Source organism: Rheinheimera riviphila, assembly GCF_004005945.1.
Taxonomy (GTDB): domain Bacteria; phylum Pseudomonadota; class Gammaproteobacteria; order Enterobacterales; family Alteromonadaceae; genus Pararheinheimera; species Pararheinheimera riviphila.
The window spans coordinates 1-24,999 of record NZ_SACS01000007.1 but is presented as its reverse complement, the minus strand read 5'-3'; the positions used below and the strand labels follow the sequence as shown (position 1 = coordinate 24,999).

The following is a 24,999-nucleotide window of genomic DNA, read 5'->3' as shown; positions in this document are numbered from 1 at the left end:
GGCTGTTTAAATCACGATTGATTGTAAAAAGGAGTAAAAAGCGTGGTTTGATCATGGATCAATTGCGCTTGAGTTTTCAGATGAAAAAATCGATTTTATGGGGCTGCGGCCTGACTGCCTACCTCGTGTTCGCCGTGACGCTGGCTCCGGCCAGTCTGTGGCTGAAATTGCTGCCACTGCCCGCCGACGTCAAGCTTGGTGCAGTCACCGGTACTTTATGGTCTGGTCAGATCGCCGGTGTGCAGCGCGCGCCTTTGTATTTTCCACAGCTGAGCTGGCAGCTTCAATTGGCGCCGTTGTGGCGGGGAAAAATTGGCTTGACGGTCAATGGCGGCGAACTGCGTGACACCGAACTGCCGTATTTGCAACTAGCGGCCGAGCTTGGGCTTGGATCGGTCACAGTACGTCAGTCGACGGTGCGGTTGCCGATTGCTGGCATTATGCCGCAACTACAATTACCGATGCCGGTTGATGCCACAGGCGCGCTGGTGTTGAACATTCAGCAATTTGCGCTGGGTCAGCCTTATTGCAGCGCCCTTGCCGGAAACGCCAGCTGGCAACAAGCCAAATTTAAAGCGCCAAATGGCTGGATTGATTTAAATGCTATCCATTCAACGCTGAACTGTGAAGAAGGTAATATCAGCCTGCAAACCAGTGCCGACAATCCGCTCGGCTTACTAGTAAAAGCCGAAGTTCTGGCCGGCAGTTATCGCATTAATGGTAGCTTGAAGCCAGAAGCTTCTATGCCAAAAGAAGTGCATCAGGCAATGCAGTTTGTCGGTCAACCTGATGGCGAAGGGCGTTTTCCTCTCAAGCTACAAGGGCAAATTCGAAGCCAATAACAAAGCGCCTGCGGGCGCTTTTTTATTGGTTCAAATTATTCGTTGCCCTGTACGCGATTAGCGCGCCGCGCGAATATCATCCAGCAAAACGGCATAGTCAGTAATAGACGCAAAATCTCTGATATCCCTCACAGGCTGTTGGCTATCCGGATTGGCGACGGCTAACAAATGGCGGATACCAAAATCGGCGGCGGCTTGCAGGATCGGTAAGCTGTCGTCGACAAACAAAGTGCGCTTGGGGTCAAACCCTAAGCGATGTTGTAGCTTGTGCCACAGCGCCTGGCTTTCTTTGGTGACGCCAAACTCGTGGGTAGAAATCAGTACGTCGATATAGTTGCTGAGCTCAGTGCGTTCGATTTTCAGAGACAAGCTGCCCGGATGGGCGTTGGTCACCAGCACCACTTCGCGGCCGCTGTCTTTCAGAGCCTGTAAAAAGGCCGGTACGTCAGCGCGCATGGCAATTTTGTGCATCACTTCACGTTTCAGTTCAGTGATCGGCAGTTGTAGCCTTTTGCCCCAATAATCCAGGCAGTACCATTCCAGTTTGCCTTGCAGCACCGCGTATTCAGCTTGCAGCTGCGCCTTGGCGTCGGCCACGCTGATACCGGTAATTTCGCTCCAGCGCAGAGGTAAATGCTCCAGCCAGAAGTAGTTATCAAAATGCAGGTCCAGCAGGGTGCCGTCCATATCCAGTAAAACAGTGTCGATATCCGCCCAATCCAGCATAGGTTTTTCCGTCTATTCGCTTTATAGTAACTATACCCGTCATCCTTGACGATTCGGGGTTGTTGGCCGTTTTGACCTGCTCAGTTGCCGCCTACCCGCATCATCGATGATATTAGGTATATACCCAAAATCATTGACGATACGGGTAGGCGCCGAGTGAGTGAGACCCCAGGAGCATAGCTGTCTATGTGACTGGGGCGAACGAGCGATGGCAACAACCCCGTATCTTCAAGGATGAAGGGTATATCATTCACAAAAACGCATTGTAGCAGAGGCAGTGGCATGGCTGAACGTCAGGGTGACAAACAAAAACCGCAGATCCTGAACCAGGAAGTGGTGGCGCAGAGCCGACTGTTTAAAATTGAACAACTTGAGCTGCTGTTCAGCAATGGCGAGCACCGCACCTTTGAACGGATGCGTGGCTCGGGTCGTGGTGCGGTGATGGTAGTGGCTTGTCCGGATCCGGAACATTTTTATCTGATCCGTGAATACAGCGCCGGCACTCACGATTATCAGCTGGGTTTCCCGAAAGGGCTGATTGATCCCGGTGAAGATGCGCTGGTCGCTGCCAATCGTGAACTGAAAGAAGAAGCCGGTTTTGGTGCCCATACTTTAGTGCAGTTAAAGGCAGTCGCGCTGGCTCCGGGGTATTTTAATGCTACAATGCAAATAGTTCTTGCAACAGGTTTATTTCCGGAAACTTTGCCCGGTGATGAACCTGAACCACTGGAATTAGTACGGTGGCGCTGGCAGGACCTGGATGAATTGTTACTGCAGGCCGATTTTACCGAAGCCCGTAGTATTGCAGCCTTGTTTCTGGCGAGAAAGTATCTGGATACCCATCAGGATGTTTTTAAGTAGACTGTTAGAGCCGGTCAAAGCTGCGGCCCGCGAAGCCGGTGAAACCTTGTGGCAGATGTATCAGAGTGGGGATGTGCAGTACAGCCAGAAAGCTGACGACAGCCCGGTCACCAGCGCTGATTACGCCGCCAATCAAATTATTATCGACCGGTTGTCTGAGCTGACACCGGATATTCCCATCATCTCCGAAGAAAGCAGTCTGGTACCATTGGTGCAGCGTCAGGATTGGCCGCGCTATTGGCTGATTGACCCGATGGACGGCACCCAGGAATTTGTCGCCCGTAGCGGCGATTTTGCCGTCAGCATTGCGCTGGTGGAACACGGCTGGCCAGCGCTTGGGGTGATTTTCTGGCCAAAAGAACAAATCTGTTATTACGCTACCCGCGGTAACGGTGCTTTTAAACAACATCGCAATTTAATTAATCACATCAAAGTGCGGCAACATCTGCAGGGCGAACCGTTGCGCATTGCGGTCAGTCGTCGGCAACCGCTGGAACGGATCAACGCGTTACTGGCATCTGATCAACAAGTCGAATTTATTCCGCTGGGCAGTTGTAGCTTAAAAAGTTGCCTGGTGGCCGAAGGCGGCGCCGACTGTTATCTGCGCCTCGGTCCAACCGGTGAATGGGATACCGGCGCGGTGCATATTATTGTCGAAGAAGCCGGTGGCAAAATTCTGGATAGCCAGTTTTCGCCGTTAAGTTATAACAGACGCGAAAGTCTGGCCAATCCGGATTTTATGGTGATGGGGCAATCGAATGTCGGTTGGCAGTCGCTGATCCAGGCACATAGCGGTTGTCGGTCATAGCCGATGTCGTCAAAGCGACGGTAAACCTTTTGCCGTTGCGGTGCTCACCAGCAACTGTTGTGACCCGGCAATATGCTGCTGCCAAAAGCTAATCGTCGCTGGTTTGCCAAAAAAGAACCCTTGCTGCTGATGACAACCCAGCTTCGCCAGAAAACGTTGCTGAATATCGTTTTCCACCCCTTCAGCCACCACCGTCAACTGCAGTGATTTCGCCAGCTGAATGGTGGTATACAGAATTTTCACCTGCAATTTATTGTGCGGAATGCCTTTGACAAACAACCGGTCAATTTTGATGGTGTCTGCCGGTAAATCAACCAGTTGGCTCAGTGAAGCGTGGCCGGTACCAAAATCATCAATCGCAATACTAAAGCCATATTGGCTCAGTGCGCGCAGCCGTTTATGCAACAAGGGTTGTTGTACCGCAATATTGGTTTCGGTGATTTCCAGTTGCAGATAGGCGGTGAGCCAGGGGTGATCGGCACTTAACGACAGCAAACTGGCAAAAAAACTATCGTCCAGTAATTCCGGACCCGCCAGATTAATAGCGATTGGGTAATACCAACCTTGTTGCTGCCAGTGCGCCAGCGTTTGTACTGTGATATCCAGCACCAACCGGCTTAACTCGATAATCAGACCATGGCGCTGCGCCAATTCAATAAATTGATCCGGTGGCACAAATTGCTGTTGGTGTTGCCAGCGACACAAGGCTTCGAATGCGCAAATTCTGCCGTCACTGAATACCTTGGGTTGCAAAAATACTTGCAGTTCTTTACTGCGAATTGCCTCTTTTAAGGCAATTGCCAGCAGATAATCCTGCTGCAACCTAAGTGCTTGTTCCGGTTCGAACAACACCACTGGCCGGTTATTGTCAGCAAGTTCCAGCGCGATTTCACACTTTTGCAGCAGCGCTTCTGTTGAAGATTCGGCCGTGTTGACGGTACAGGCGCCCAGCTGGTATTGCATCACCACCGCACGACCTTCCACCAGGAGCTCAGCGGGCAATTGCGAATGCAGCATTTCCGCCAGTTTTAGTGGTTGACTCTGATTTAGACCGGCCGGCACTAACACCGCAAATTTCACCCCACGCACCCGGGCAAAAATCGCATCGGCCGGCAGCGCTGCTTTGGCTCTGGCCGCGAATTGCTGCAACACCTGGCTGCCAAAGGCATATCCAAATTGCTGATTCAGCGTTTTGATATGACAAAGCCGCACGATCAATAACAACGATAACGGCGGCGTTTCAACAGCACTAAGTCGGCTGGCCGTCAGCTGTTCAAAACAGCGTAGATTCGGCAGACAAGTGAGCCGGTCATAATGTTCCCACAGGTTTTGTTGCTGTTGCGAGGCCGACAGCTTTTGCTGGAGTTGATCAATAGCGCTGATGTCCTGCAGCTGCAGAATATGGTGGCGTTGCCGGGTCAACATCATATGTTTTAGCAGCAGTTTCAGGCTCGGTTGTTGTCGTAAGTGGCAGCTGGCATCGTTATGCAACCAGAATTGCGGTTCCGGGGTTTGGCACTGCAGCAGTTGATTAATATTGGGAAAAGGCTCATCAGCGAGTGCCAGCAATCGTTTGGCACAACTGTTAGCTTTGATGATCCGGCCATTCTGGCTGCACAACAAAGTCGCCGAGCCGTTATGTTCGAAAAGTTCCTGATAAAAATCATGGCTTTGTGAAATCGAACGATTCAGTTGCTGTAGCTTGTTACTGTGGCGATTTAAGGTACCCAGAATGCGGGCGGTGGCCAGCGGTAAACAAAGATTAAAGAATAAAAACAACAAGCCGTGTAAATAGGTGTGTGCCGCGGGCAAAGTGATATTAATCCCAAACACATCACCAGGCGCGACGTTGCGCAGCAGGAACAAAAACGGCACCACATTTAATAGCATGCAGAACAGACTAAATCGAAATGAGAAAAACATCATCGCGATGGTAGGCAGGGTATACACAAAGATGATGCCGAGTTTCGCCAGTTCAAAATTGTCGATAAACAACAACATACTAAGGCCAGCAGCCAACACCGTGATGAGCAAACCCGCAGCGCTGCGATAGACATACCGGCGGGAATAATACAACACCGCAAATAAACTGAGATAAAACGCCACCAGAATCACAATCACCTGATAGGCGCCGAGCTGGATTGCGGTCCAGCTGCTATGCAAGGCAATCACCAGTACCAGTAACAATCCTGAAACCACCAGGATCCTTAACGCACTTTGTCGCCAGTGCGCCGGATCGGCATTTTCCAAATCGGCCGGACGCAACAACAGATAACTTTTAAGCCGGCGAAGCACAGCACATCCTTACTACTTGATCGATTGAGCGATGACACCTTGTACCCTAACAAACGACAGTAGCTGTTGTCTATCCATTGAATGTGAATAAATATGGATTATTGTTGCTGTGACTGCTGCCGCTTGTAATCTTGGGCATTTAACAAATCGACTGATTCTTCCTGTTCTGAGTAACAAATGACTACAGTGCCACGTTGGATCTGCGCCTGCACCAGCGCCACTTTTTCGGCCAGTGACAAATCGCTGTCGCCATAGTCGGTGCCTTCCCGTAGCACAAAAGCTTCAATCAGCGCTTGCAGCGTTTCCGGATTCAATTCCTGATAAGGGATGAGCATCGGTTGTGTTCCTTAGATGTTGTTGTAAAAATGCCGGAATTATTAAATCCAGCCAGTAGATCGGACGCCAGGGTGAACCACCACTGATAAAACCGACATGGCCACCGTGGCTGGATAATAACAGCTGCAGCGGTGGTTGCGGTTGGCTTGGGATCACGCTTGACGCCAGAAACGGATCGTCTTTGGCGTGGATCAGCAAACAAGGCCGGGTGATCCGCGCCAGATAAGGTTTAGCGCTGGCTTGGTGGTAATAGTCTTCAGCATCAGCAAAACCATGCAAGGGCGCCGTGAGCACATCATCAAACTGGCGGATGGTGCGTAGTTGTTGAATATCGTTGCTGGTTAGCGCAAGCGGAAAAGGCTGATGTTTCTGCAACTTGCGCCGCATGGTGGCTTTTAAGCGACCCAGCAAATAACGCTGATAAAGCCGGCTGAAACCCTGATTGATCCGGTCAGCACTGGCCGATAGCTGCAATGGCGCAGATACAGCAACCGCCGCCTGCAACGGGCAATGCTCGGCTTGTTCACCACAATATTTCATCAGCACATTACCACCCAGTGAAAAACCAACTGCTGCCAGCGGCGCACCGGGAAAACGCTGTTGCAGCATGTTGATGACGACAGCCACATCCGCGGTATCGCCGGAATGATAAGCCCGGGGCAATTTATTCGCTTCACCGTGACAACCACGAAAGTGCATCAGCACGCAGGCGAACCCTTGGCGTTGCAGGCTGTGCATCATACCGCGCACATAATGACTGCGAAAATTCCCTTCCAATCCATGCAGCAATAGCACCAGCGGTGTCTGTGCATTCGGTTGCACGCTGCCCCAGTGCAACATCAGTTCATCACCGTCCGGTAAATCGAACAATTCTGCGGTCAGCGTCAGCGGTAATTTCGGCGCCAGATATTTGGCAAAAATGGTTTGTAAGTGGCAGTTTTTCAGCCACCAGGCCGGTTTAAATGCACTTAAATCAGTATTTTGCGAAACGCGCTCGCCTGCTTGCAATTTAGAACTTCCTCATTAACAATGCTGTGTGACTGGTCTAATCTCAGAGGCAAAGTGCCGTCTGCGTCATCGGTTTTAATTTAGGAGATCTGCAGATGCAACGACGGCAGTTTATCATGCTTGGGCTGGCCGCTGGTGCGACTTTAGCCACCGGAGTTAGCTTGTATCCGCTGGCGGTGGCTGATCAACAAGAGCGTCGTGATGCTGCTGCCTTGGTGTTGGATGCCATTTTACCTGCGCTGTTATTAGGCGCTCTGCCACAAGACCCAAAACAGCAACAGTTAGCACTGTTACAAACCCGGAATGCCGCATTGGATTTTCTGCCGTTTTTGCCCAAACGCACCCAAGCCGAATTAGCGCAGTTGTTTTTGTTGTTATCGGAGCAAGTAACCCGGCTGGCGCTGACCGGCCACCTGATTGCACTGGATCAACTCAGCATTCAGCAGCGATTACAGCTGTTAGAAAGCTGGCGCATCAGCTACCTCGCCTTGCTCCAACAAGCTTTTAATGGGTTACGTGCTTTATTACTCGGCGCTTATTATGGCCATCCCGCACAGTGGCCAGCGTTGAGTTATCAGGCGCCGGAGTTTCGCGCTTATGAATGATCCGATTAAACAAGGCTTGGCCAGCGGTTGGAAACATCTGGATGCGTCGAGGTTTAGCGACGATCAACAGTTTGAATGTGACGTGGTGATTATCGGCACCGGTGCTGGTGGTGGCATGGCGGCGGAAATTCTGACTCAGGCCGGATTGTCAGTATTGATGCTGGAACATGGCGCCTTGCACAGCAGCAGCGACTTCCGGCAGCAAGAGCGCTGGGCTTATCCGCATTTATATCAGGACGGTGCGGCGCGCAAAACCAAAGATCAGGCGATTGCTATTTTGCAGGGGCGCACCGTAGGCGGCTCCACTACCGTGAATTGGACCACCTCTATCCGTACGCCCAAGCCGACGCTGGATTATTGGCACAGTGAATTTGGGCTGGATTTTCGTTCAGAGCAGGGCGCTGAACAAGCGTCTGAGCAGAGCCTCGATCCCTATTTCGCCAAAGCAGCGGGGCGCTTGCATATTTCTGAATGGCAGGTACCGCCCAACGCCAATAATGAGATGCTGCGCCGTGGTTGTCAGCGACTGGGCTGGCAATATACGGTGATTGAACGCAACGTCCATGGCTGCGCCAATCTGGGTTATTGCGGCATGGGTTGCCCGCTCAACGCTAAACAATCGATGCTGGTGACGACTATTCCGGCGGCACTGCAGGCTGGCGCCACGCTTATCAGCAAAGTGTCGGCGCGGCAATTGTTGTGGCAAGGCGATAAAGTCACCGGCTTGCTGGCGGTGCCGGTGGATAGTTTTTATCAGCCCGATCCAAGGCTGAGCATTAAAATAAAAGCCAAACATTACATCGTCGCTGGTGGCGCTATTAATTCCCCGGCGCTGCTGCTGCGCTCAAAAGTGCCGAATCCATCCGGGCGTTTGGGCAAACACACCTATCTGCACCCAAGCGTGATTTCCGGTGCTTTGTTTGATGCGCCTATTCAAGGGCATCTGGGCGCACCGCAATCAATATATTCAGATCAATTCGTCTGGCCAAGCGGTGCCGAAATGGGTTTTAAACTGGAAGTTCCGCCTATTCATCCGGTGCTGATGGCATCGACGTTAACCGGCATGGCGCAATTTCATGCCGACATGATGCGCCAGTTTAATCAATTGCAGGTGATGATTGCCTTGCTGCGCGACGGTTTTGACCCGCAGGCACCAGGCGGGCAGGTGCAGCTCGATAGTGATGGCGAGCCGGTACTTGATTATCCGCTGACCGATTACATCTGGCAGGGCGTGCAAAAAGCTTATCTGGCGATGGCCGAACTGCAGTTTGCTGCAGGTGCGCAGGCGGTGATGCCGGTACACCAGGATGCTTTGTTATACAGCAACTGGCAGCAGGCTAAAGCTGCCATCACCAACTTGCCGCTGGCGCGCTATCGGGCAGCGTTGGCCTCGGCGCATGTGATGGGTGGCTGCAATATGGCGGCGACGGCGGACAAAGGCGTAGTCGATAGTTTTGGCAACCATCATCAGTTGTCGAATTTGTCGGTATTTGACGGTTCAGTGTTACCAACCAGTTTAGGAGCCAATCCACAGCTGACAATTTATGGGCTGATTTGGCGTAATAGTCAGGCGCTGGTGGCAAGGCTGGTGGGTTGAAATAATATTGCCGTTATTCTTTGACCTGATCGTGGCCAATTTTGTAGATAAAATACACTGCATAAAACAGGCACAAGCCAATGACGATGGCGAGGCCAGTAAAAGAAAAAAAGATCACCGGATCGTTGGTAAATTCTTGCCATAGGTTCATGGTGGTTTCCTCTGCTTCACTCACTGAGTGTTTTGAATCATGAAGCAGAGTGTAGGAGGATGAAGCAGTTGATAACCTGACCTGGATCAAGCTTTAGGCTGGCGGAACTCCGACGATGGCCGCTGCTTGATCCAGATCAAACATCTGCTGCTGCCGGGGCGCCGGATCGATCTGCAACAGCTGCAGATAAAGAGGCAGCAAAGTACCATCTGGCGCTGCTGCGCGTAGTGGGAAACTGTGTAAACACTGTATTAGCTGTTGTTGTTCCAGCTTTTCTGAGCAAAGCTCCGCTTGCAGCAGCTGTTGTTTGAAGCTGGCGGCAGCAGGTTCAGATAAATGTGCCGGAAGCTGGCGGCGTAACTGGCGCAGCGGTGCGGTGAATAACTGCTGCTGCGATTGCACCGATTGTTGCAGCGACTCAATTTCCGTTGTTGTTAGCAGCAGTTGTCGCCGCTGCAAATACAACAGCAATAATAGCAGGTTGACATTAACGCCCAACTCATCCTGCCACTGCAACGCCAGCGGTTTGATACCCGGATAAAGCGCCAACGACCAGTGCCAGAATTGCTCCGGATCCGGCCATGGCAGCTGGTCGTTGTTCAGATCAGGCATTGTTTTGCCAAAACTCGTTGGTTTGTTGCTCCAGCTGTTCCTGCGCTTCAAACCATTGTTCTTCAATGGTCGCAAGCTCAGCTTTGTATTTAGTTTGTTCAGCCAGCACTTTGGTCATTTCGGCTTTACGGCTTTGCTCGTATAAACCGCTGTCCGCCAGTTTTTCTTCCAGTACCACCAGTTTTGCTTCCAACTGATGCTGATGTTTTTCCAGCTTCTCGATATTTTGCTTCAGCACCCGGGTCAGGTTGCGTAAATCTGCTTCCAGCCGTTTTTGATCCTTGCGCTGCGCTGCGCCATTACTAACCGGCTCTGCCACTGGCTGCTGTGCTTTGGCATCGTTTTGCAGCCACTGGTAATAATCGGCCAGGTCACCTGGAAAAGGCGCCACTTTGCCGTGTGCCACCAGATAAAACTCGTCTGTGGTGCTGGCGAGCAAATGCCGGTCGTGCGAGACGACCACAATGGCGCCTTCAAAACCTTGCAGCGCCATCACAATGGCTTCGCGCATATCTAAATCAAGGTGGTTGGTCGGTTCATCGAGAAGTAACAGGTTTGGGCGTTGATAAACCAGCAGCGCCAGTACCAGACGGGCTTTTTCACCGCCGGAAAACGGCGCGCAGGCGGCCAGTGCTTTATCACCATGAAAACCAAAACCGCCTAAAAAGTCGCGCAGACTTTGCTCGGTCACGGTAGGTGCGAGGCGCACCATATGCTGTAGCGGTGAATCTTCCGGCCGTAACGTCTCAAGCTGGTGCTGGGCGAAATAGCCGATGCTGACACCATTTGCATACCAGACGGTGCCGCTTTGTGGTTGCAGACTGCCTGAGAGCATTTTAATCAGCGTTGATTTACCGGCACCGTTGCGGCCCAGCAAGCCAATCCGGCTGCCTGGTAACAACTGAAAATTAATTTGCTGCAAAATACTGTGATCGCCATAACCGGCACGCACGTTTTCCATCTTCAGTAATGGGTTTGGTAAAGACCTTGGGTCGAGAAACTCAAACTGAAACGGTGAATCAACATGGGCAGGGGCTAATAATGTCATCCGTTCCAGCGCTTTAATGCGGCTTTGTGCCTGTTTGGCTTTGGTCGCCTGCGCGCGGAAACGATCGATAAATTTCTGCAGATGCGCGACCTGGCGTTGTTGTTTTTCGAAGGTCGATTGTTGCTGCGCCATTTGTTCGGCGCGCTGCCGTTCAAACTGGCTGTAGTTACCGCGGTATAAGGTCAGTTGCTGGCCGTCGATATGCGCAATGTTATCGACCACCGCGTCCAGGAAATCGCGGTCGTGGCTGATCAGCAGCATGGTGCCTTCGAAGTTGGCCAGATATTTCTCGAGCCACAATACGGCGTCTAAATCTAAGTGGTTGGTCGGTTCATCAAGCAGCAACAGTTCAGCGCGTTGCATTAAAGCGCGGGCGAGGTTTAAACGCATCCGCCAACCACCGGAGAAAGACTTCACCGCTTGTTGTTGCATGGCGCCGGTAAACCCTAAACCGTCCAGCAAGGTACCGGCTTTGGCTTCGGCGCGGTAACCATCCAGCGCTTCAATTTGTTGGTGGACCAAAATCAGATTGGTGTCTTCATGCGCAAGTTTTACCTGTTGCAGCAGAGGGTATAATTTTTCGTCACCTTGCAGCACATAGTCCATCGCGCTGGCGTCAACCGCTGGTGTTTCCTGCGCCACTGTGGCAATAGTCCAGCTATTTGGAATGCTGACTGTACCGGCATCTGCTTGCAGCTTGCCTTGCAGCAACGCAAATAAAGTCGATTTACCGCAGCCATTGGCGCCGATGATCCCGACTTTTTGCCCCGGAAATACGGTAAGATTGGCTTGTTGCAGCAGACATAAAATGCCGCGGCGCAGTTCGACTTGTTGCAGTTGGATCATGTGTACTACCACTGGGACTGATTTGGGCTGCTAATGTAATCTTTCAGGCCGTACAAACCAAGAGTTTCGCGGTTTTTTGCATCTTTAGAAGGTAAATTCAGCTATGACCACCAGAAAGAAAAAGCGTTTTATTGCCGGAGCCAGCTGTCCGAAATGTAAAGCGGTCGACACTATGATGTTGTTTCTGGAGCACAATGTCGAAAAAGTAGAGTGTGTCAGCTGTGGTTATCAGATGGCGCAACCGGAATCGCAGGTTGAGCGGATGGCGCGGGAAGCAGAAACGGTAATTGGTGTCTTTAAGCCCGAATAAGCGGTTTTAGCTGATAGCCGAAGCTGTCTGGTGGTAACAACACAGCAGTTGCTTTTGCCGCAACTGCTGCTGAAAAATCTAATCTGAACAGACAATCATTGATAGCGGATTAATAATGCGGTGGTGGCGGCTCTTCATGCGGCCGTAAAATGCCACTGTCGCCACCTTGGGTGAGTTTTTCCGCCAGGATCAGCACCTGCCGCTGCAATTTTTCAATACGTTTCTGATGTTCCAATAGTTCGTTGTTGAGCTGTTGCAATGCGTCATCCTGAAAAGCCAGCCGGCTTTCCAATTCAAACAGCTGGCTTTGCAACTGAATTTCCGTTGGGGTGAAGTCATTCATAATTAAATTCCCATTCCTCGGCCTGGCCACTGGAGCTCTCGGTCAGGATCCGATTTGGTGCGATAAACGCAATATCATACACTACCGCACTGGCGTTGCGGGTATGGGGAAATGGGCTGACCAGAAAATCTTCAACAATCTGGCCGGTGGTCAAATCCCAGATCGTTGCCCGACGCGAAGCGGCACCCGTTAGCAAATAACGGCCATCAGCGCTAAAACGTGCGGTGGTAAAGACCCGGCCGCGGCCCATTTCCAGTTGTAATTTGGCGCGACCGGTTTTTAAATCCCAGACGGTAGCCTGTTGCTGGCTGTCGGCGGTAAAAGCGAGTTGACCGGTTGTATCAAGCGCGACTTTAGTGACGCGGGTTGGATGGACAAAGCTATGAATAATCTGGCCGCTTTGGGTATCCCACAAATAGGCTTTGAGGTCGTTACCGCCGGATAAGGCGTAACGGCCATTTGGCGAGATCGCCACTGAATTCACTTTTTCGGTATGTCCCAGAAATTCCAGCCGCCGGCCAGACTTTAAGGTGACATGCAGTACTTTACCGTCATTCTGACCAATCAGCAGATGATTGCCACCTTGTGATACCGCAATATCACGCACTGTCGATTCAGGCAGTGACCAGAACCCGACATTCTGACCATCGCTCATCCGCCACAGCGAAAAACTCTTGCTGTCGGCACTGAGTAAAAAATCACCCTGGTAGCTAAATGCCAGATGGCTAATGAAATTATCGGTCGGTTGTTGCTGGCTGATCCGAAATTTGGCGCTTTGGTTGGTTAAATCCCAGACCACCACGCCGGAGGTCAGGCTGGACACCGCGGCCAGCTTCGGTTCGGTGGCGATGGCTGCTGCGACGGTGCCAATGGCAGAATGTTCGGTTTGTTGTAGTGGAGATTTTTGAACTTCTGAGCAGCTAGCCAGCCAAAGGCTGAGAAAAATGCCGAGATATTTCATTCTATGTGTTAACGTCATCAGCACAAATCTGTAGTATAGCCATGGTTAAAGGTTAGTCCTTTATTACTATAACAACACACTTTTGCAGCGAAGTCTGCAGTTTATTGGAGAAACAAATGCGCGTATTGACCAAGGTGTCGCTGATTGCAGCCGCCGTGATTTCATTGTCTGCCTGCCAAAAAGAACCTGCTGCACCGGTAGCACCTGTACTGGATACAGACGCAGCAAAACAATCTTATGCGATGGGTATTACCGTTGGTAAATACCTGAACAGCGCGGTAGAAGAACACAAAAAATTAGGCCTGCCACTGGCTTCTGAAACCATGATCCGTGGTGTGCAGGATACTTTAGGCGGCAAACCAGCACTGACTGACGAAGAAGTGCAAAAAATTATGACCGCGCTGGACGAACAGTTCCGTGCCAAACAAGCTGAAGCTGCCAAAGTGAAAGCGGAAGAAGCGATTGCTAAAGGCAAAACCTACTTAGAAGAAAACGCGAAAAAAGCTGGCGTGACTGTGACTGAATCTGGTCTGCAGTATGAAGTGATCACTGCTGCTGATGGTCCTAAGCCAAAAGCGGAAGAAAAAGTCCGCGTGAAGTACAAAGGTACTTTCATTGACGGCACTGAATTTGACAGCACTGAAAAATCAAATGGCGGCGAGCCGGTTGAGTTTATGCTGAATCAAGTGATCAAAGGCTGGACTGAAGGCGTGCAGTTGATGGGTGTGGGTTCTAAGTTCAAGTTCACTATCCCGGCGGCTCTGGGTTACGGTGATCGTGACGTAGGTCCAATCCCTGCCAACAGCACACTGCTGTTTGAAGTAGAACTGATGGGTATCGTTGGCGAAGAAGCTGCGGCACCTGCTGGCGACGCTGCAAAAAAGTAATTATTGCTACACCATATAAGACCCAATAAAAGTAAGACCCAATAAAAAAACCGCCAGCTGGCGGTTTTTTTACGAATTCGTTTTATCCCTTTATCGCAGCAAGACGAAGCAGCTATTAGGCCGACACGGTCACGTGATTAGCAAACAAGGTTTGGATTAATTCATCTTCCAGGCCGAATCTGTCTTCTAACGCCTGTCCCAGCGCGGATAAATCATGGTCAAAAGTGCTAAAACTGTTTTCAGCGGAAGGCTCAGCGTAGTTATCGTTAAATTCCAACGCAATATCAGTGGAGGCTGAAATTTTCGGATACAAAGCTTCAGCCAGTGATTTGCTGTCATTGCCGTTAATTTCACATTGCGACACGATTTGGTCATACACTTCAAAATGGCCAGCGGATAGGTAGTCCATCAACAGCTGACAAAAGCCTAGGATATCTTCCTGTGCCGGCAGTTGGTTGTCCTGGTTTTGCTTGTCAAATGGTGGCAATGCCGCCAGTTTGCAGTAAGAAACGATTAGTTGTTGCCGCTCTTCTAACCAGTTGTCAATTGCGGTTGAAGAGCCGCCCCATTGTTGCCGTGCGGATTGCAGACGGGTATACATAACCGTTTCCTTGATAGATTAAATACGAGCGTTATGCCTAATTAAATGAATTCTGTCACAAAGATCAACTAATTTTTCATTGGTCGGGTCAGTGAATGCCTTTATGATAACAACCATCCGTCCAGCCTTGCATAGATTTATTGCTGATGAAGACCCACAACTTAACCTTAAAACCTGATGATGCCGGTTATTGGTTTATCGTTAACCAAGGCAAACTGTTGCTGACAAGTGAAACCATACAGGTGCCACAGGGTAGATGGCAAGAGTTACAGATCAAAGAGCCCGAAATGGTCTGCCAGATTGGGCAGTGGCAGCAACAAAACTGTTATCTGGTGGTTTGTAATGATCAAGCCGATCCGGCGTTGTGGTTTTCTGCCCGTGAACTGCTGACACATCCGGAAACCATCTGGTTTGAATTAGCGGCGCGCGCTTGCCAGCTGGCGCTGTTTTTACAAACCCACCGCTATTGCGGCCAGTGTGGCAGCCGGATGCATCTGGTGCACTGGGAGCTGGCCATGTTGTGCCATAAATGTGGTTTTCGCTGTTACCCACGCATTTCACCTTGTGTGTTGGTGGCCATTAAGCGCGAGAATCAAATTCTGCTGGCGCGTTCCAAACGGCATAAAGCGGGGTTTTATTCGATATTGGCAGGATTTGTCGAATCGGGTGAAACGTTGGAACAAGCGGCAGTTCGCGAGGTAAAAGAAGAGGTTGGGATTAATATTACCAATTTGCAGTATGTCGGCAGTCAGCCCTGGCCCTTTCCGCATTCGCTGATGGCCGGTTTTATCGCTGACTATCAAAGTGGTGAGATTGTTTGTCAGCCCGATGAAATTGAAGAAGCTGGCTGGTTTGAATTCTCGCAGCTGCCAGCGGTGCCGCCGGTGCAAACTTTATCCGGCACGATGATTGAACAAGTGCGGTTATTGGTCGCCCAAAAGTATCCTGAATGACGGGTATATTGCAGCAAATAAAAAAGCCACAAATGTGGCTTAAGTTGGTGTTGCCGGGTTCGTATCTTCGAACTCTTGTTGTTGATTTTCTTCACTAGCGCGTCAGTTTTATATCAGATGGGTTGACGGGCTGCAAGACAAAGTTCGCACAAAAAGCGATAAAAATTCATTAAACAGCAAACATAGTGTCATTGCAGCTATGCTGTTAAAATAACTCAACATAGCCTAATGGTAGAGCCAAGATGGAATTAAAAAACGATCGTTACCTGCGCGCCCTGTTAAAACAACCGGTTGACCGTACGCCAATCTGGATGATGCGTCAGGCGGGTCGGTATTTACCTGAGTATCGTGAGATCAGAGCCAAAGCTGGCGATTTTATGACGTTGTGCAAAAACCCTGAACTGGCCTGTGAAGTGACCTTGCAGCCATTGCGTCGTTATCCATTGGATGCCGCGATTTTGTTCAGCGACATTCTGACCATCCCGGATGCGATGGGGATGGGGTTGTATTTTGGTGAAGGCGAAGGCCCGAAATTTACCAAACAACTGAACGACTTTATGGACGTGGTGCAATTACCTATTCCGGATCCTGAAGTTGAACTCAAATACGTGATGGATGCCGTGCGCACCATTCGCCGTGAATTAAATGGCGACGTACCTTTAATCGGCTTTTCTGGCAGTCCGTGGACGCTGGCAACCTATATGCTGGAAGGCGGTAGCAGCAAAACCTTCTCAAAAATTAAAAAGCTGATGTACAGTGAGCCGGAAGTGGTGCACATTCTGCTCGACAAGCTGGCACAAAGTGTCATTTTGTATCTGAACGCGCAAATCGCTGCCGGCGTGCAGTCGGTGATGATTTTTGACACCTGGGGTGGCGTGTTAACACCAAACGCTTATCGCGAGTATTCATTAAGCTACATGCAACAGATTGTGGAAGGACTGACCCGTCATGCTGATGGCCGTCCGGTGCCGGTTACGCTGTTCACCAAAAATGGTGGTTTGTGGTTAGAAGATATTGCGAAAACCGGTTGTGATGCGATTGGTATCGACTGGACTATGGATATTCGTTTGGCCCGGGCTAGAGTTGGCGATAAAGTTGCGCTGCAAGGCAATATGGACCCGGCAATTCTGCTGGGCTCACCAGAGCGGATCCGTCTGGAAGTGCAGGCAATTCTGGATGGTTATGGTCAGGGTTCTGGCCATGTATTTAATCTGGGGCATGGCATTACACCTGATGTAGATCCAGAACGTGCGCGCGTCTTTATTGAAGCAGTGCAATCGTTCAGCCGCACTTATCATATTAATACTGATTTATAAACGAATTATCTCGTTGTTTATCCAGATAAAATCAAGGCGCTATATGCGCCTTGATTGATTTGGATGCAAGGGTAAATCGACAATGAAATTTAGGGTTGTTCTGCGGTTTGTAGCTGACCAGCATATTCGGTCAATAATTCGCGATAGTTGTCAGTGGCCCAGTTTCTATCTTCAGCCGCTTCAATCGCTTGTTGCAGCATCGCTTCACCCCGTTGTTGCTTTCCTTGTTCGATCAAGGCAATACCAATCGTTGACAACAATTTCGGGTTGTCCGAATCTTGTTTTAACCCAGCTTCTGCCAATTGAATCGCTTTTTCGGCGCTGCGCAGTTTCGGATTATCCGACATCGCCAGCAGCGAAGCATATTCGACTATCGCCGGCCCATAATTTTGCTCGGCAGCTTGCGCCAAATACTGTGCGGCGCGTTCCGGATCAAACTGAATATTGTCACTGTCCAATAACTGCTGCGCCAATAAATAGCTAGCCTGAGGATTATTACCGTCTTTGGCAGCGAAAGTCAGCCAGTTAATCGCTTTGTTGCCGTCCTTATCACATTGGCTGCCGTTTAATACACATTGTGCGATATTAAACTGTGCCAACTGATTACCGTTGATCGCCGCTTTCAGGTACCAATCGAGGGCTTTTTCACCTTTTACTAAACCGGCCTGCACAATAAGGCCATATTTGTATTGGTACTCGGCAAACCCGGCATCGGCCGCTTTTTTGACGGCATCAATATAGGTCTGATGTTCCAGTTGAACTTTACGTTTCGCCGATGATAACTTTTTAGTGCTGAAGACGTGAGTTTGATGATCAAGACGGATGGCGTCACCATAAGCATTGCGTGGTGGCACGTAAGTCCATTTGTTAATTGCCGCGATCACTTCTTCATCGATCACTGCAGGCGGGTAGGATAAGGCGACTTTACTGTTTTCTACCTGACCATTTTCATTGATATCAAACATGACGACAGCCCAGGCAACAGCGCCATTGCGTTGCTCGTAATCAGGTTTTGGCTGGCGCAATGGTTTAATTTGCTGTGGACGTTGATACAAATTATGAACGATGGGGTACAAGTTACCTTTTAACGCCAATGCACCATAGTTCTGACTGACCTCGACATAAGCTTGTTTACCAATCCGGCGCGATGGCAGCAAGTTACGCAGCTCGATATATTTCTCGGCAGCCCCAGGCTGTTGAAACTCTCTGGCGGTCAAAGCCCAGGCGTAGGCCTGATTAATGTCAACGTCAACACCCTTACCATACTGGTAGCTGTCAGCCAGCAATAATTGGGCGTGCGGGTGGCCAAGACGAGCCAAATTGGTTAACTGAGGCAAGGCTTGTTGGTAGTCTTCGTTCTGATAAAGTTTAAAAGCAGCAGCGAAATCTGCTTGAGCGCCAGTGCTTAAACCTATCGCCAGCAAAAAGCAGCAACAACGTTTCAGAAACATGCTTGCACTCCTGTGATTATTTTGGTGTTTTTTTCGAGTGTACAACGGTTTATTCGACAAAACAAAACAAAAACGGCGCATTTTTGCGCCGTTTTAAGGATTTCATTAACGATAGCTACTTTACTAAAACAATCGGTTTAGTCCGTTCATCGCAGCCACCCGATAGGCCTCCGCCATCGTGGGGTAGTTAAAGGTAGTATGTACAAAGTACTCGACGTTATTGCCACCATTCTTTTGCATCATAATGGCCTGACCGATGTGGACAATTTCTGCAGCGCGCTCACCAAAACAATGAATACCCAGTATTTCTTTGGTGTCCCGATGAAACAACAATTTCAGGCTGCCGACACTGGTATTGGCAATTTGCGCCCGCGCCAGATGTTTAAACTGCGCACGACCAACTTCATAGGGAATTCTGGCGGCAGTCAGCTGTTGTTCGGTTTTACCCACCGAACTCATTTCCGGGATGGTGTAAATGCCAACCGGAATATCTTCGATTAACTGGGTTGGACAATCGCCATGAATAATGGCATGTCCGGCGATGCGGCCTTGATCATAAGCGGCGCTGGCCAAACTTGGATAACCAATTACATCGCCGACGGCATAAATGTTTGAAACTTCAGTCTGATATTTAGCATTTACTTTCAGCTGCCCACGACTGTCCGCTTTAAGCCCGACGGATGCGAGGTTTAAGGTATCGGTGTTACCGGTGCGACCGTTGGCAAACAAAATACAGTCTGCTTTCATTTTTTTGCCGGATTGCAGGTGCAGAATAACGCCATCTGGCAAACCTTCAATCGATTCAAATTCTTCGCCGTGGCGGATGGTGACGCCAGAATTCCAGAAGTGATAACTCAGCGCATCGGAAATCTCGGCATCCATAAAGGATAACAGTCGATCCCGGGTATTTACCAAATCCACTCTGACGCCAAGACCGCGAAATATTGAAGCATATTCACAGCCGATTACCCCGGCGCCAAAAATGATGATGTGCCGTGGGTCGTCTTGCAGCGACAAAATGGTGTCGCTGTCGAAAATATGGGGATGATTAAAATCAACGCTAGTTGGGCGGTAGGGCCGCGAACCGGTAGCAAGTACGATGGTCTCGGCAGTGATTAATCGCTCTGGACCGGTCGGTGGGGTGATTTTGATGGTATGAGCATCCACAAATGACGCTTCACCGGCAAATACCTCAACCCGGTTGCGGTCATAAAAACTGCTGCGTAACCGGACTTGCTTACGAATAACCCCGGCGGCATGTTTCAGTATTTGTGGAAAGGTCAGATTAGATGACTGATTTTCCATTTGAAACAACGGGTTTTCGTTGTATTCGATAAAACGACTGACCGAATGGCGTAATGCTTTGGATGGAATAGTGCCCCAATGGGTACAACCGCCGCCAACCTGATCGTGACGCTCAACCACAGCAACGGACTTGCCACTTTTCGCAAGGTTCATCGCTGCCCCTTCACCGCCTGGGCCGGTGCCAATGATAATGGCATCATATTGGTATGTTGGTTTGGCAGACGTAGATTTTGCAGGCACAGCAGTTCCCTATTCCGGTGGTGGTATTTAGTTACTGATAATAGCAGTATAGTTTCTGCAAGCTAAAGCAGAAAAGGCAACTTGCGTTGCCTTTTCGTCGAAGAATCAATAGTGTGACGTAGTTACGCGTACTGCTGAATGAAATTCTGCCACTGTTGTTGCTGCTGTTGCCAGTTGTGTTTCATTTCGGCGTAATTTTTACGGATATCAAAATCACTATATTGCTGTAACAACTGCGCTTTTCGCTGTTGTAACAGTTCTTTTCGTTGCTGCATCAATTGTTTCTGCACTTCGTAATAAGCCTGCATCCGTTCCAGCAACAACGCATATTCGTGTTCCATCCGCTGCAGTAATTGTTCAGCGTCTGGCAGCAGCATCGCTTTGGCCTGAGCGCGTTTGAGCTGCATTAAGGCTTTGGCTTTGATGATCCGATCTTCCGGGCAGATTTTCAAATTACGGGTTAGGCCTAACCAGGAACAACTTTTGATCAGCCATTTGGTTGGGTCAAATTGCCACCAGCGAATGCCATTGCGATAGTCATATTCGAAGATATGATGGAAATTATGGTAACCCTCACCGTAAGTCAAAAATGCTAGTACGCCGTTGTCGCGAGCACTGTTCTGATCAGTATAAGGCTGGCTGCCCCAAATATGAGCCAATGAATTAATGAAAAACGTAAAATGATGACTGAGTACTAATCGCAGCACGCCGACACTGAGCAACATGCCGATATAGCTATCGCTTAAAAAACCAAGAAACAATGGAATACCAAAATTGGTGGCGATGGTCAGCGCCAGATAATGTTTGTGCTGCCACATCACAATCGGGTTGTTTTGCAGATCGCGGACATTGCTGTAATCGCTATAACGCTGGCTTTGATATTCGCGCAGCATCCAGCCGATATGGCTATACCAGAATCCACGTTGTGCTGAGTAGGGGTCTTTATCGTTCTGGTCGACAAACTTATGATGCACCCGATGGTCGGAAGACCAATGCAATGCACTGTTTTGTAATGCAAAAGCACCACCAATGGCAAAGAACCACTGCAACACCGGATGTGCTTCGTAAGTCTTGTGCGCCCATAACCGATGATAACCAGCGGTAATCGACATGCCACAATAACCAAGGCATACAATAGTGGCGGTGATTTCCAGCCAGCTAAAGCCAACGGTGATGGCGTAATAAGGGACAGCAATCGCGGCGATCAAGAATGTAATGCTAAAGATGAGGACGTTAGTCCAGATAATCGGTGGTTTAGGCATTTTAGGAACAGTTAGCTTACAGATGTAAGCTAATTTTACTTCGCAATTTCATCAGGTCAAGGTATAAAATGTTATTCCTTCAGCACAGGAAGTTCACGTGACCAGAGCCCAACAAAAAGAGCGCACCCGCCGCGCCATTATCGATGCCGCTTTTGCCCAGTTAAGTCCGGATAAGGGCTTTTCCAGCCTGAGTTTACGCGAAGTCGCGCGCGAAGCCGGCATAGCGCCAACTTCGTTTTACCGCCATTTTGCCGATATGGATGAACTGGGTTTAACTTTGGTCGATGAAGCTGGTTTGATGTTACGACAATTATTGCGCCAGGCTAGGCACCGGATTGAAAAAAACGGCAGCGTGATCCGGACATCGATCGAAACCTTTATGGAATTTGTGGTCGGAAACAGCAATGTGTTCAGATTGTTGTTGCGCGAACGTTCCGGAACTTCGGCACCGTTCCGACGTGCGGTGGCTAGGGAAATCCAACATTTTTGTGCTGAACTTGCCGATTATTTGCGTAAAGAAACCGCCTGCCCGGACGAGTTCGCCCAGGTACAGGCCGAAGCGATGGTGACGTTAGTGTTTCATGCTGGTGCCGATGCGCTGGATGCGAGCCCGGAGTTACGGCTGCAAATCACCCACCGCACCATTACGCAGCTGCGATGGCTGGCGCATGGCGCGGCTGGTTATGGCCGTCGTCCTAAAGAGTGATTTTTTTGAGCCACACACCACATTCAATATGATGGGTGTAAGGGAACTGGTCGAATAACGCAAACTGTTGCACCTGGTGGGTTTTACACAAGGTTTCCAGATTCAGTGCCAGCGTTTGTGGGTTGCAGGATATGTAAATAATGTCCTCAAAACGACTGACCAGTTGTTCTGTCGCAGGATCCAGTCCGGCGCGTGGCGGATCAACCAAAATGGTATTTAACGCAAGACCCGCTAAATCAATACTTTTTAGTTTCTGACCTTGCGCCAGTGCCGCACTGACATCTTCAGCCGACATCTGTAACACTTGCACATTATTGATGTTGTTCAGTGTGATGTTGTGTTCAGCACAGCGGATCGAAGAACGGGCAATCTCTGTGGCGATCACCTGGTTAAAATAAGGCGCCAGCGCTAAAGAAAAATTGCCATTGCCACAATACAACTCCAATAAATCACCTTGCAGCTGCTTCGCGATATCGCAGGCCCAACCCAGCATCTGTTGGTTCACTTCACCATTTGGCTGGGTAAAACTGTTTTCAATTTGCTGATACTGCAGCTGACGGTTTTGAACCTGCAATGTCTCAATCAAGTGGTCTCGATCAACCAGGATTTTTTGTTTACGCGCCCGGCCAATAAAATCGACGTGCTGAATTGACGACAATTCAGCTTTTAACGCGGCCGCTTCAGCTTGCCATTCTGCCGGAATAGGCTTTTTATAAATCAGGCTCACCAACAATTCGCCAGTTAAACTGGCTAAATAATCGATTTGATACAGACGATTGCGCAGCAAAGGCCGCTTTTTCAGCGCATCGAGTAATACCGGCATAAAATCGGCGATGGTTTTACAGGCGATTGGGAAATAGTCGATGCGCTGCTTCGACTTGGTGATTGGGTCAAACATGATATGAAACATGTCATCTCCTTCATGCCAAATCCGAAACTCAGCACGCAACCGGTAATGTTCGGGGCTTGAAGGATACACTTCGGTCTGCTCAATACCAAAGGGGCGAAACAGCTGCTGCATTTCACTGACTTTGCTGTCGAGTAACGCCTGATATTGTGCTGGGAAAACCTGACCTAATTGCATCTTGACGTCTCATTCTAAAAGGGCGGCTATTCTATGAGTTTTTCGGCAAAGATCCAAATTCGCTGCTTTATATAAGCAGAGATAGCGCTCAGCGAAGTTCCCGCATTGAATTGCTGTATGCAGCTGTCGGTTCTGGCACAATAGGTTGGTCGTGTTTATGAGATAATGATCTATGCACATTGGGTTTATCGACAGTGGTGTTGGCGGGCTAAGCGTTTATCAGCATGTAAAGCTGCGGGTTCCTGCGCGTTACACCTACCTGATGGACAATAAATACTTACCCTATGGTGAAAAATCCGAGAGTTTTATCCAGCAACGACTACTGCAATTGTCGGCTTATCTGATTGAACAAGGCGCCGAGTTAATCGTCATCGCCTGTAATACCGCAACAACCCAGGCAGTGGACTATCTGCGACAGCACTTTAGCGTGCCCTTTGTTGGCGTGGTGCCGGCAATTAAACCGGCGGCGGCGCTAAGTAAAGGAATGTCATTTTCGGTGTTGGCCACCCCGGCAACTTGTAACAGTGACTATTTACAGGGATTAATTCAGCAGTTCGCTCCGACTCAGACCGTCATTAAAGTGGGAAGTAGTGAGCTGGTGCGCCTGGCTGAGGAGAAAGTGTGGTATTGCACAGACGTTCGTCAGCAGGTCGCTGACATTTTAACGGTGAGTCCAATCCCTGATAGCGCCGGACACATCGTTGTATTGGGGTGCACCCATTTCCCGTTTTTATCAGCAGAGATTAAAGCCACTTTATCTGAAGAAACAGTACTGCTCGATACCGGATTGGCGATTGGAAATCGTGTGGCGCAATTAGTCGCGGATTGGCCGGTTCATATTGAAAGGGGAAGTGATACCTTTATCAGCACCAGAGAGTTGATACCTACTCAGGTAGAAAGGCTGGCCGAACTCGGCTTTGACCAGCACCTTTGCTGGCCAATGCCGTTAGCTATATAAGCTTATTCTTCGCCGTCTTCAGAATCCTGGCGTTCTTTTGCTTCCCGGACTTTTAACGTTCGGCCTTCAAATTCGAAGTCGTTTAATTTTTGGATCATCTTGTTAGCGTCTTTGGCTGCCACTTCGACAAAGCCGAAACCACGACGACGACCGGTCTGACGATCCTTCATCAAACGTACATTCACTACAGCACCGGACTGCTGAAATAGCTCACGTACTGCTTCTTCATTTGCACGATAAGGTAAATTACCTACATATAAAGTGGCGGTATCACCAGACGCAGTAGCAACAGCTGCCTTTTGTACCTTAGCACCTGAAGTCGCAGGCAAAGGTTTGTATTCCATCAGCAACGGAACCAGAACGCCCGCGATCACCACCCCGATGGTCAGAGCGGTTGCTTGTGAGAACAAATCAGCAGGTAAAAATGACGACACGAGATAAACAATGATGGCCAGAGCCAGTGTAAATGGTAATGAAGTTCGTAAACTAGATGACATAAGCAATTCCTAAATACATAAGAGTGAAAAGAACACATGGGAAAACCAACTACTTATAGTAGTCAAATTCTATATTAACCAGTCAATATCAGTTCGCCAACCTATAAAATGGGGATATTCAGATGAATTTTGCAGGTATTTTGCCCAGAACGCGTTTTTAATAAGCAGTTGAATCAAAAAGCATAAAATTCTTCAAATTCCCGCTTGCGTCATTTTAAATACGCCCTATAATGCGCGCCATGCCACGGTGAGCAGCGAAAGCCGCGAACTGAGTGAGTTTGAAGAAAGTGAAAATAGTCGATAAAAAGACGCTTGACACGAACTGAAAACTGACTAAAATGGCCGCCTCGCAGCGACGAGGGGTTGAGAAGCCCGAAAGTCGAAGTGAGG

26 protein-coding genes are annotated in these 24,999 nt (G+C 49.5%); 11 read left to right on the top strand and 15 right to left on the bottom strand.

All coding sequences use genetic code 11. From position 1 onward, the window contains the following. Window positions 1-80 precede the first annotated feature (80 nt). Window positions 81-842, top strand: coding sequence for a type II secretion system protein N (locus tag EOE67_RS08165; RefSeq protein WP_164852256.1), 762 nt, complete (start codon window positions 81-83; stop codon window positions 840-842). A gap of 57 nt (window positions 843-899) precedes the next feature. On the opposite strand, the gene yrfG is transcribed toward EOE67_RS08165, so the two are convergent. Beyond that, entirely contained in the window at window positions 900-1,568 is a 669-nt protein-coding gene (gene yrfG, locus EOE67_RS08160) for a GMP/IMP nucleotidase (protein WP_127698591.1), read from the bottom strand. 282 nt (window positions 1,569-1,850) lie between these two features. Between yrfG and nudE the strand changes: the two genes are divergently transcribed. Both nudE and cysQ read left to right on the top strand, forming a co-directional pair. Continuing rightward, window positions 1,851-2,429: an ADP compounds hydrolase NudE gene (gene nudE / locus EOE67_RS08155; RefSeq protein ID WP_068069865.1), complete on the top strand. Its 579-nt coding sequence runs from the start codon at window positions 1,851-1,853 to the stop codon at window positions 2,427-2,429. Continuing rightward, on the top strand, window positions 2,416-3,237 hold the full coding sequence (cysQ, locus tag EOE67_RS08150; protein ID WP_127698589.1) for a 3'(2'),5'-bisphosphate nucleotidase CysQ: 822 nt from the start codon (window positions 2,416-2,418) through the stop codon (window positions 3,235-3,237). The genes nudE and cysQ overlap by 14 nt, the downstream gene beginning before the upstream one ends. Before the next feature lie 9 nt (window positions 3,238-3,246). Here cysQ and EOE67_RS08145 read toward each other — a convergent pair whose 3' ends face one another. The 3 genes from EOE67_RS08145 to EOE67_RS08135 form a co-directional block, all read right to left on the bottom strand. Beyond that, a complete protein-coding gene (locus EOE67_RS08145; protein WP_127698587.1) occupies window positions 3,247-5,532 on the bottom strand; it encodes a GGDEF domain-containing phosphodiesterase in 2,286 nt (761 codons plus the stop codon). A gap of 98 nt (window positions 5,533-5,630) precedes the next feature. After that, a complete protein-coding gene (locus tag EOE67_RS08140; protein WP_127698585.1) occupies window positions 5,631-5,867 on the bottom strand; it encodes a YheU family protein in 237 nt (78 codons plus the stop codon). Then, complete coding sequence (locus EOE67_RS08135) at window positions 5,815-6,876, bottom strand: hydrolase (RefSeq protein WP_127698583.1); 1,062 nt, start codon at window positions 6,874-6,876, stop codon at window positions 5,815-5,817. Before EOE67_RS08135 ends, EOE67_RS08140 begins: the two co-directional genes overlap by 53 nt. A gap of 95 nt (window positions 6,877-6,971) precedes the next feature. Between EOE67_RS08135 and EOE67_RS08130 the strand changes: the two genes are divergently transcribed. Further along, the gene (locus EOE67_RS08130; RefSeq protein WP_127698581.1) at window positions 6,972-7,481 is read left to right on the top strand and encodes a hypothetical protein; all 510 of its coding nucleotides are present in this window, start codon (window positions 6,972-6,974) and stop codon (window positions 7,479-7,481) included. After that, window positions 7,474-9,078, top strand: coding sequence for a GMC family oxidoreductase (locus EOE67_RS08125; protein ID WP_127698579.1), 1,605 nt, complete (start codon window positions 7,474-7,476; stop codon window positions 9,076-9,078). Before EOE67_RS08130 ends, EOE67_RS08125 begins: the two co-directional genes overlap by 8 nt. Before the next feature lie 13 nt (window positions 9,079-9,091). Here the strand turns inward: EOE67_RS08125 and EOE67_RS08120 are convergent, their stop codons facing one another. The 3 genes from EOE67_RS08120 to EOE67_RS08110 all read right to left on the bottom strand — a co-directional run bounded on the left by EOE67_RS08120 (window position 9,092) and on the right by EOE67_RS08110 (window position 11,735). Then, on the bottom strand, window positions 9,092-9,229 hold the full coding sequence (locus EOE67_RS08120) for a DUF3149 domain-containing protein (RefSeq protein ID WP_127698577.1): 138 nt from the start codon (window positions 9,227-9,229) through the stop codon (window positions 9,092-9,094). A gap of 93 nt (window positions 9,230-9,322) precedes the next feature. Continuing rightward, entirely contained in the window at window positions 9,323-9,841 is a 519-nt protein-coding gene (locus EOE67_RS08115; RefSeq protein ID WP_127698576.1) for a TIGR02444 family protein, read from the bottom strand. After that, window positions 9,834-11,735, bottom strand: a complete 1,902-nt coding sequence (locus EOE67_RS08110) for an ATP-binding cassette domain-containing protein (RefSeq protein ID WP_127698574.1) — start codon at window positions 11,733-11,735, stop codon at window positions 9,834-9,836. The genes EOE67_RS08115 and EOE67_RS08110 overlap by 8 nt, the downstream gene beginning before the upstream one ends. A 103-nt stretch (window positions 11,736-11,838) precedes the next feature. On the opposite strand from EOE67_RS08110, the gene EOE67_RS08105 reads away from it, so the two are divergent. Further along, window positions 11,839-12,045, top strand: coding sequence for a YheV family putative zinc ribbon protein (locus tag EOE67_RS08105; protein ID WP_068069881.1), 207 nt, complete (start codon window positions 11,839-11,841; stop codon window positions 12,043-12,045). Window positions 12,046-12,154: 109 nt separating this feature from the next. On the opposite strand, the gene EOE67_RS08100 is transcribed toward EOE67_RS08105, so the two are convergent. Together EOE67_RS08100 and EOE67_RS08095 are read right to left on the bottom strand one after the other, a co-directional pair. Continuing rightward, window positions 12,155-12,388 carry a SlyX family protein gene (locus EOE67_RS08100; RefSeq protein WP_068069883.1) on the bottom strand — a complete coding sequence of 78 codons (234 nt, stop codon included), beginning with the start codon at window positions 12,386-12,388 and terminating at the stop codon, window positions 12,155-12,157. Beyond that, on the bottom strand, window positions 12,381-13,367 hold the full coding sequence (locus EOE67_RS08095) for a WD40 repeat domain-containing protein (RefSeq protein WP_206099530.1): 987 nt from the start codon (window positions 13,365-13,367) through the stop codon (window positions 12,381-12,383). The genes EOE67_RS08100 and EOE67_RS08095 overlap by 8 nt, the downstream gene beginning before the upstream one ends. 98 nt (window positions 13,368-13,465) lie before the next feature. Here EOE67_RS08095 and EOE67_RS08090 point away from each other — a divergent pair, with 98 nt between their 5' ends. After that, the gene (locus EOE67_RS08090; RefSeq protein WP_127698572.1) at window positions 13,466-14,236 is read left to right on the top strand and encodes an FKBP-type peptidyl-prolyl cis-trans isomerase; all 771 of its coding nucleotides are present in this window, start codon (window positions 13,466-13,468) and stop codon (window positions 14,234-14,236) included. A gap of 115 nt (window positions 14,237-14,351) precedes the next feature. On the opposite strand, the gene rsd is transcribed toward EOE67_RS08090, so the two are convergent. Next, window positions 14,352-14,837 carry a sigma D regulator gene (gene rsd, locus EOE67_RS08085; RefSeq protein ID WP_127698570.1) on the bottom strand — a complete coding sequence of 162 codons (486 nt, stop codon included), beginning with the start codon at window positions 14,835-14,837 and terminating at the stop codon, window positions 14,352-14,354. 146 nt (window positions 14,838-14,983) lie between these two features. On the opposite strand from rsd, the gene nudC reads away from it, so the two are divergent. Both nudC and hemE read left to right on the top strand, forming a co-directional pair. Then, window positions 14,984-15,790 carry an NAD(+) diphosphatase gene (gene nudC, locus EOE67_RS08080; RefSeq protein ID WP_127698569.1) on the top strand — a complete coding sequence of 269 codons (807 nt, stop codon included), beginning with the start codon at window positions 14,984-14,986 and terminating at the stop codon, window positions 15,788-15,790. 242 nt (window positions 15,791-16,032) lie between these two features. After that, window positions 16,033-17,106 carry a uroporphyrinogen decarboxylase gene (gene hemE, locus EOE67_RS08075; RefSeq protein WP_127698567.1) on the top strand — a complete coding sequence of 358 codons (1,074 nt, stop codon included), beginning with the start codon at window positions 16,033-16,035 and terminating at the stop codon, window positions 17,104-17,106. 89 nt (window positions 17,107-17,195) lie between these two features. Here the strand turns inward: hemE and EOE67_RS08070 are convergent, their stop codons facing one another. The 3 genes from EOE67_RS08070 to EOE67_RS08060 form a co-directional block, all read right to left on the bottom strand. Beyond that, window positions 17,196-18,557, bottom strand: a complete 1,362-nt coding sequence (locus tag EOE67_RS08070; protein ID WP_127698565.1) for a TonB family protein — start codon at window positions 18,555-18,557, stop codon at window positions 17,196-17,198. 123 nt (window positions 18,558-18,680) lie between these two features. Then, a complete protein-coding gene (gene sthA / locus EOE67_RS08065; RefSeq protein ID WP_127698563.1) occupies window positions 18,681-20,102 on the bottom strand; it encodes a Si-specific NAD(P)(+) transhydrogenase in 1,422 nt (473 codons plus the stop codon). A gap of 122 nt (window positions 20,103-20,224) precedes the next feature. Then, window positions 20,225-21,364, bottom strand: coding sequence for a fatty acid desaturase (locus tag EOE67_RS08060; RefSeq protein ID WP_127698561.1), 1,140 nt, complete (start codon window positions 21,362-21,364; stop codon window positions 20,225-20,227). Window positions 21,365-21,461: 97 nt separating this feature from the next. Between EOE67_RS08060 and fabR the strand changes: the two genes are divergently transcribed. Beyond that, window positions 21,462-22,070 (top strand): HTH-type transcriptional repressor FabR, encoded by a 609-nt coding sequence (fabR, locus tag EOE67_RS08055; RefSeq protein ID WP_068069901.1) that lies wholly within the window; start codon window positions 21,462-21,464, stop codon window positions 22,068-22,070. Here fabR and trmA read toward each other — a convergent pair. Next, on the bottom strand, window positions 22,060-23,154 hold the full coding sequence (gene trmA / locus EOE67_RS08050) for a tRNA (uridine(54)-C5)-methyltransferase TrmA (protein WP_127698559.1): 1,095 nt from the start codon (window positions 23,152-23,154) through the stop codon (window positions 22,060-22,062). The two genes, fabR and trmA, sit on opposite strands and share 11 nt — an antisense overlap. 172 nt (window positions 23,155-23,326) lie before the next feature. Here trmA and murI point away from each other — a divergent pair, with 172 nt between their 5' ends. Then, the gene (murI, locus tag EOE67_RS08045) at window positions 23,327-24,112 is read left to right on the top strand and encodes a glutamate racemase (RefSeq protein WP_127698557.1); all 786 of its coding nucleotides are present in this window, start codon (window positions 23,327-23,329) and stop codon (window positions 24,110-24,112) included. A gap of 2 nt (window positions 24,113-24,114) precedes the next feature. Here the strand turns inward: murI and EOE67_RS08040 are convergent, their stop codons facing one another. After that, window positions 24,115-24,609, bottom strand: a complete 495-nt coding sequence (locus tag EOE67_RS08040; protein WP_127698555.1) for an RNA recognition motif domain-containing protein — start codon at window positions 24,607-24,609, stop codon at window positions 24,115-24,117. Window positions 24,610-24,999 lie beyond the last annotated feature (390 nt).

What these genes read in the sequence shown, in the direction of transcription:
- EOE67_RS08165 (WP_164852256.1), top strand. Translation starts at nt 81, where the DNA reads ATGAAAAAATCGATTTTATGGGGCTGCGGCCTGACTGCCTACCTCGTG.
- yrfG (WP_127698591.1), bottom strand. Translation starts at nt 1,568, where the DNA reads ATGCTGGATTGGGCGGATATCGACACTGTTTTACTGGATATGGACGGC.
- nudE (WP_068069865.1), top strand. Translation starts at nt 1,851, where the DNA reads ATGGCTGAACGTCAGGGTGACAAACAAAAACCGCAGATCCTGAACCAG.
- cysQ (WP_127698589.1), top strand. Translation starts at nt 2,416, where the DNA reads ATGTTTTTAAGTAGACTGTTAGAGCCGGTCAAAGCTGCGGCCCGCGAA.
- EOE67_RS08140 (WP_127698585.1), bottom strand. Translation starts at nt 5,867, where the DNA reads ATGCTCATCCCTTATCAGGAATTGAATCCGGAAACGCTGCAAGCGCTG.
- EOE67_RS08130 (WP_127698581.1), top strand. Translation starts at nt 6,972, where the DNA reads ATGCAACGACGGCAGTTTATCATGCTTGGGCTGGCCGCTGGTGCGACT.
- EOE67_RS08125 (WP_127698579.1), top strand. Translation starts at nt 7,474, where the DNA reads ATGAATGATCCGATTAAACAAGGCTTGGCCAGCGGTTGGAAACATCTG.
- EOE67_RS08120 (WP_127698577.1), bottom strand. Translation starts at nt 9,229, where the DNA reads ATGAACCTATGGCAAGAATTTACCAACGATCCGGTGATCTTTTTTTCT.
- EOE67_RS08115 (WP_127698576.1), bottom strand. Translation starts at nt 9,841, where the DNA reads ATGCCTGATCTGAACAACGACCAGCTGCCATGGCCGGATCCGGAGCAA.
- EOE67_RS08110 (WP_127698574.1), bottom strand. Translation starts at nt 11,735, where the DNA reads ATGATCCAACTGCAACAAGTCGAACTGCGCCGCGGCATTTTATGTCTG.
- EOE67_RS08105 (WP_068069881.1), top strand. Translation starts at nt 11,839, where the DNA reads ATGACCACCAGAAAGAAAAAGCGTTTTATTGCCGGAGCCAGCTGTCCG.
- EOE67_RS08100 (WP_068069883.1), bottom strand. Translation starts at nt 12,388, where the DNA reads ATGAATGACTTCACCCCAACGGAAATTCAGTTGCAAAGCCAGCTGTTT.
- EOE67_RS08095 (WP_206099530.1), bottom strand. Translation starts at nt 13,367, where the DNA reads ATGACGTTAACACATAGAATGAAATATCTCGGCATTTTTCTCAGCCTT.
- EOE67_RS08090 (WP_127698572.1), top strand. Translation starts at nt 13,466, where the DNA reads ATGCGCGTATTGACCAAGGTGTCGCTGATTGCAGCCGCCGTGATTTCA.
- rsd (WP_127698570.1), bottom strand. Translation starts at nt 14,837, where the DNA reads ATGTATACCCGTCTGCAATCCGCACGGCAACAATGGGGCGGCTCTTCA.
- nudC (WP_127698569.1), top strand. Translation starts at nt 14,984, where the DNA reads ATGAAGACCCACAACTTAACCTTAAAACCTGATGATGCCGGTTATTGG.
- hemE (WP_127698567.1), top strand. Translation starts at nt 16,033, where the DNA reads ATGGAATTAAAAAACGATCGTTACCTGCGCGCCCTGTTAAAACAACCG.
- EOE67_RS08070 (WP_127698565.1), bottom strand. Translation starts at nt 18,557, where the DNA reads ATGTTTCTGAAACGTTGTTGCTGCTTTTTGCTGGCGATAGGTTTAAGC.
- EOE67_RS08060 (WP_127698561.1), bottom strand. Translation starts at nt 21,364, where the DNA reads ATGCCTAAACCACCGATTATCTGGACTAACGTCCTCATCTTTAGCATT.
- trmA (WP_127698559.1), bottom strand. Translation starts at nt 23,154, where the DNA reads ATGCAATTAGGTCAGGTTTTCCCAGCACAATATCAGGCGTTACTCGAC.
- murI (WP_127698557.1), top strand. Translation starts at nt 23,327, where the DNA reads ATGCACATTGGGTTTATCGACAGTGGTGTTGGCGGGCTAAGCGTTTAT.
- EOE67_RS08040 (WP_127698555.1), bottom strand. Translation starts at nt 24,609, where the DNA reads ATGTCATCTAGTTTACGAACTTCATTACCATTTACACTGGCTCTGGCC.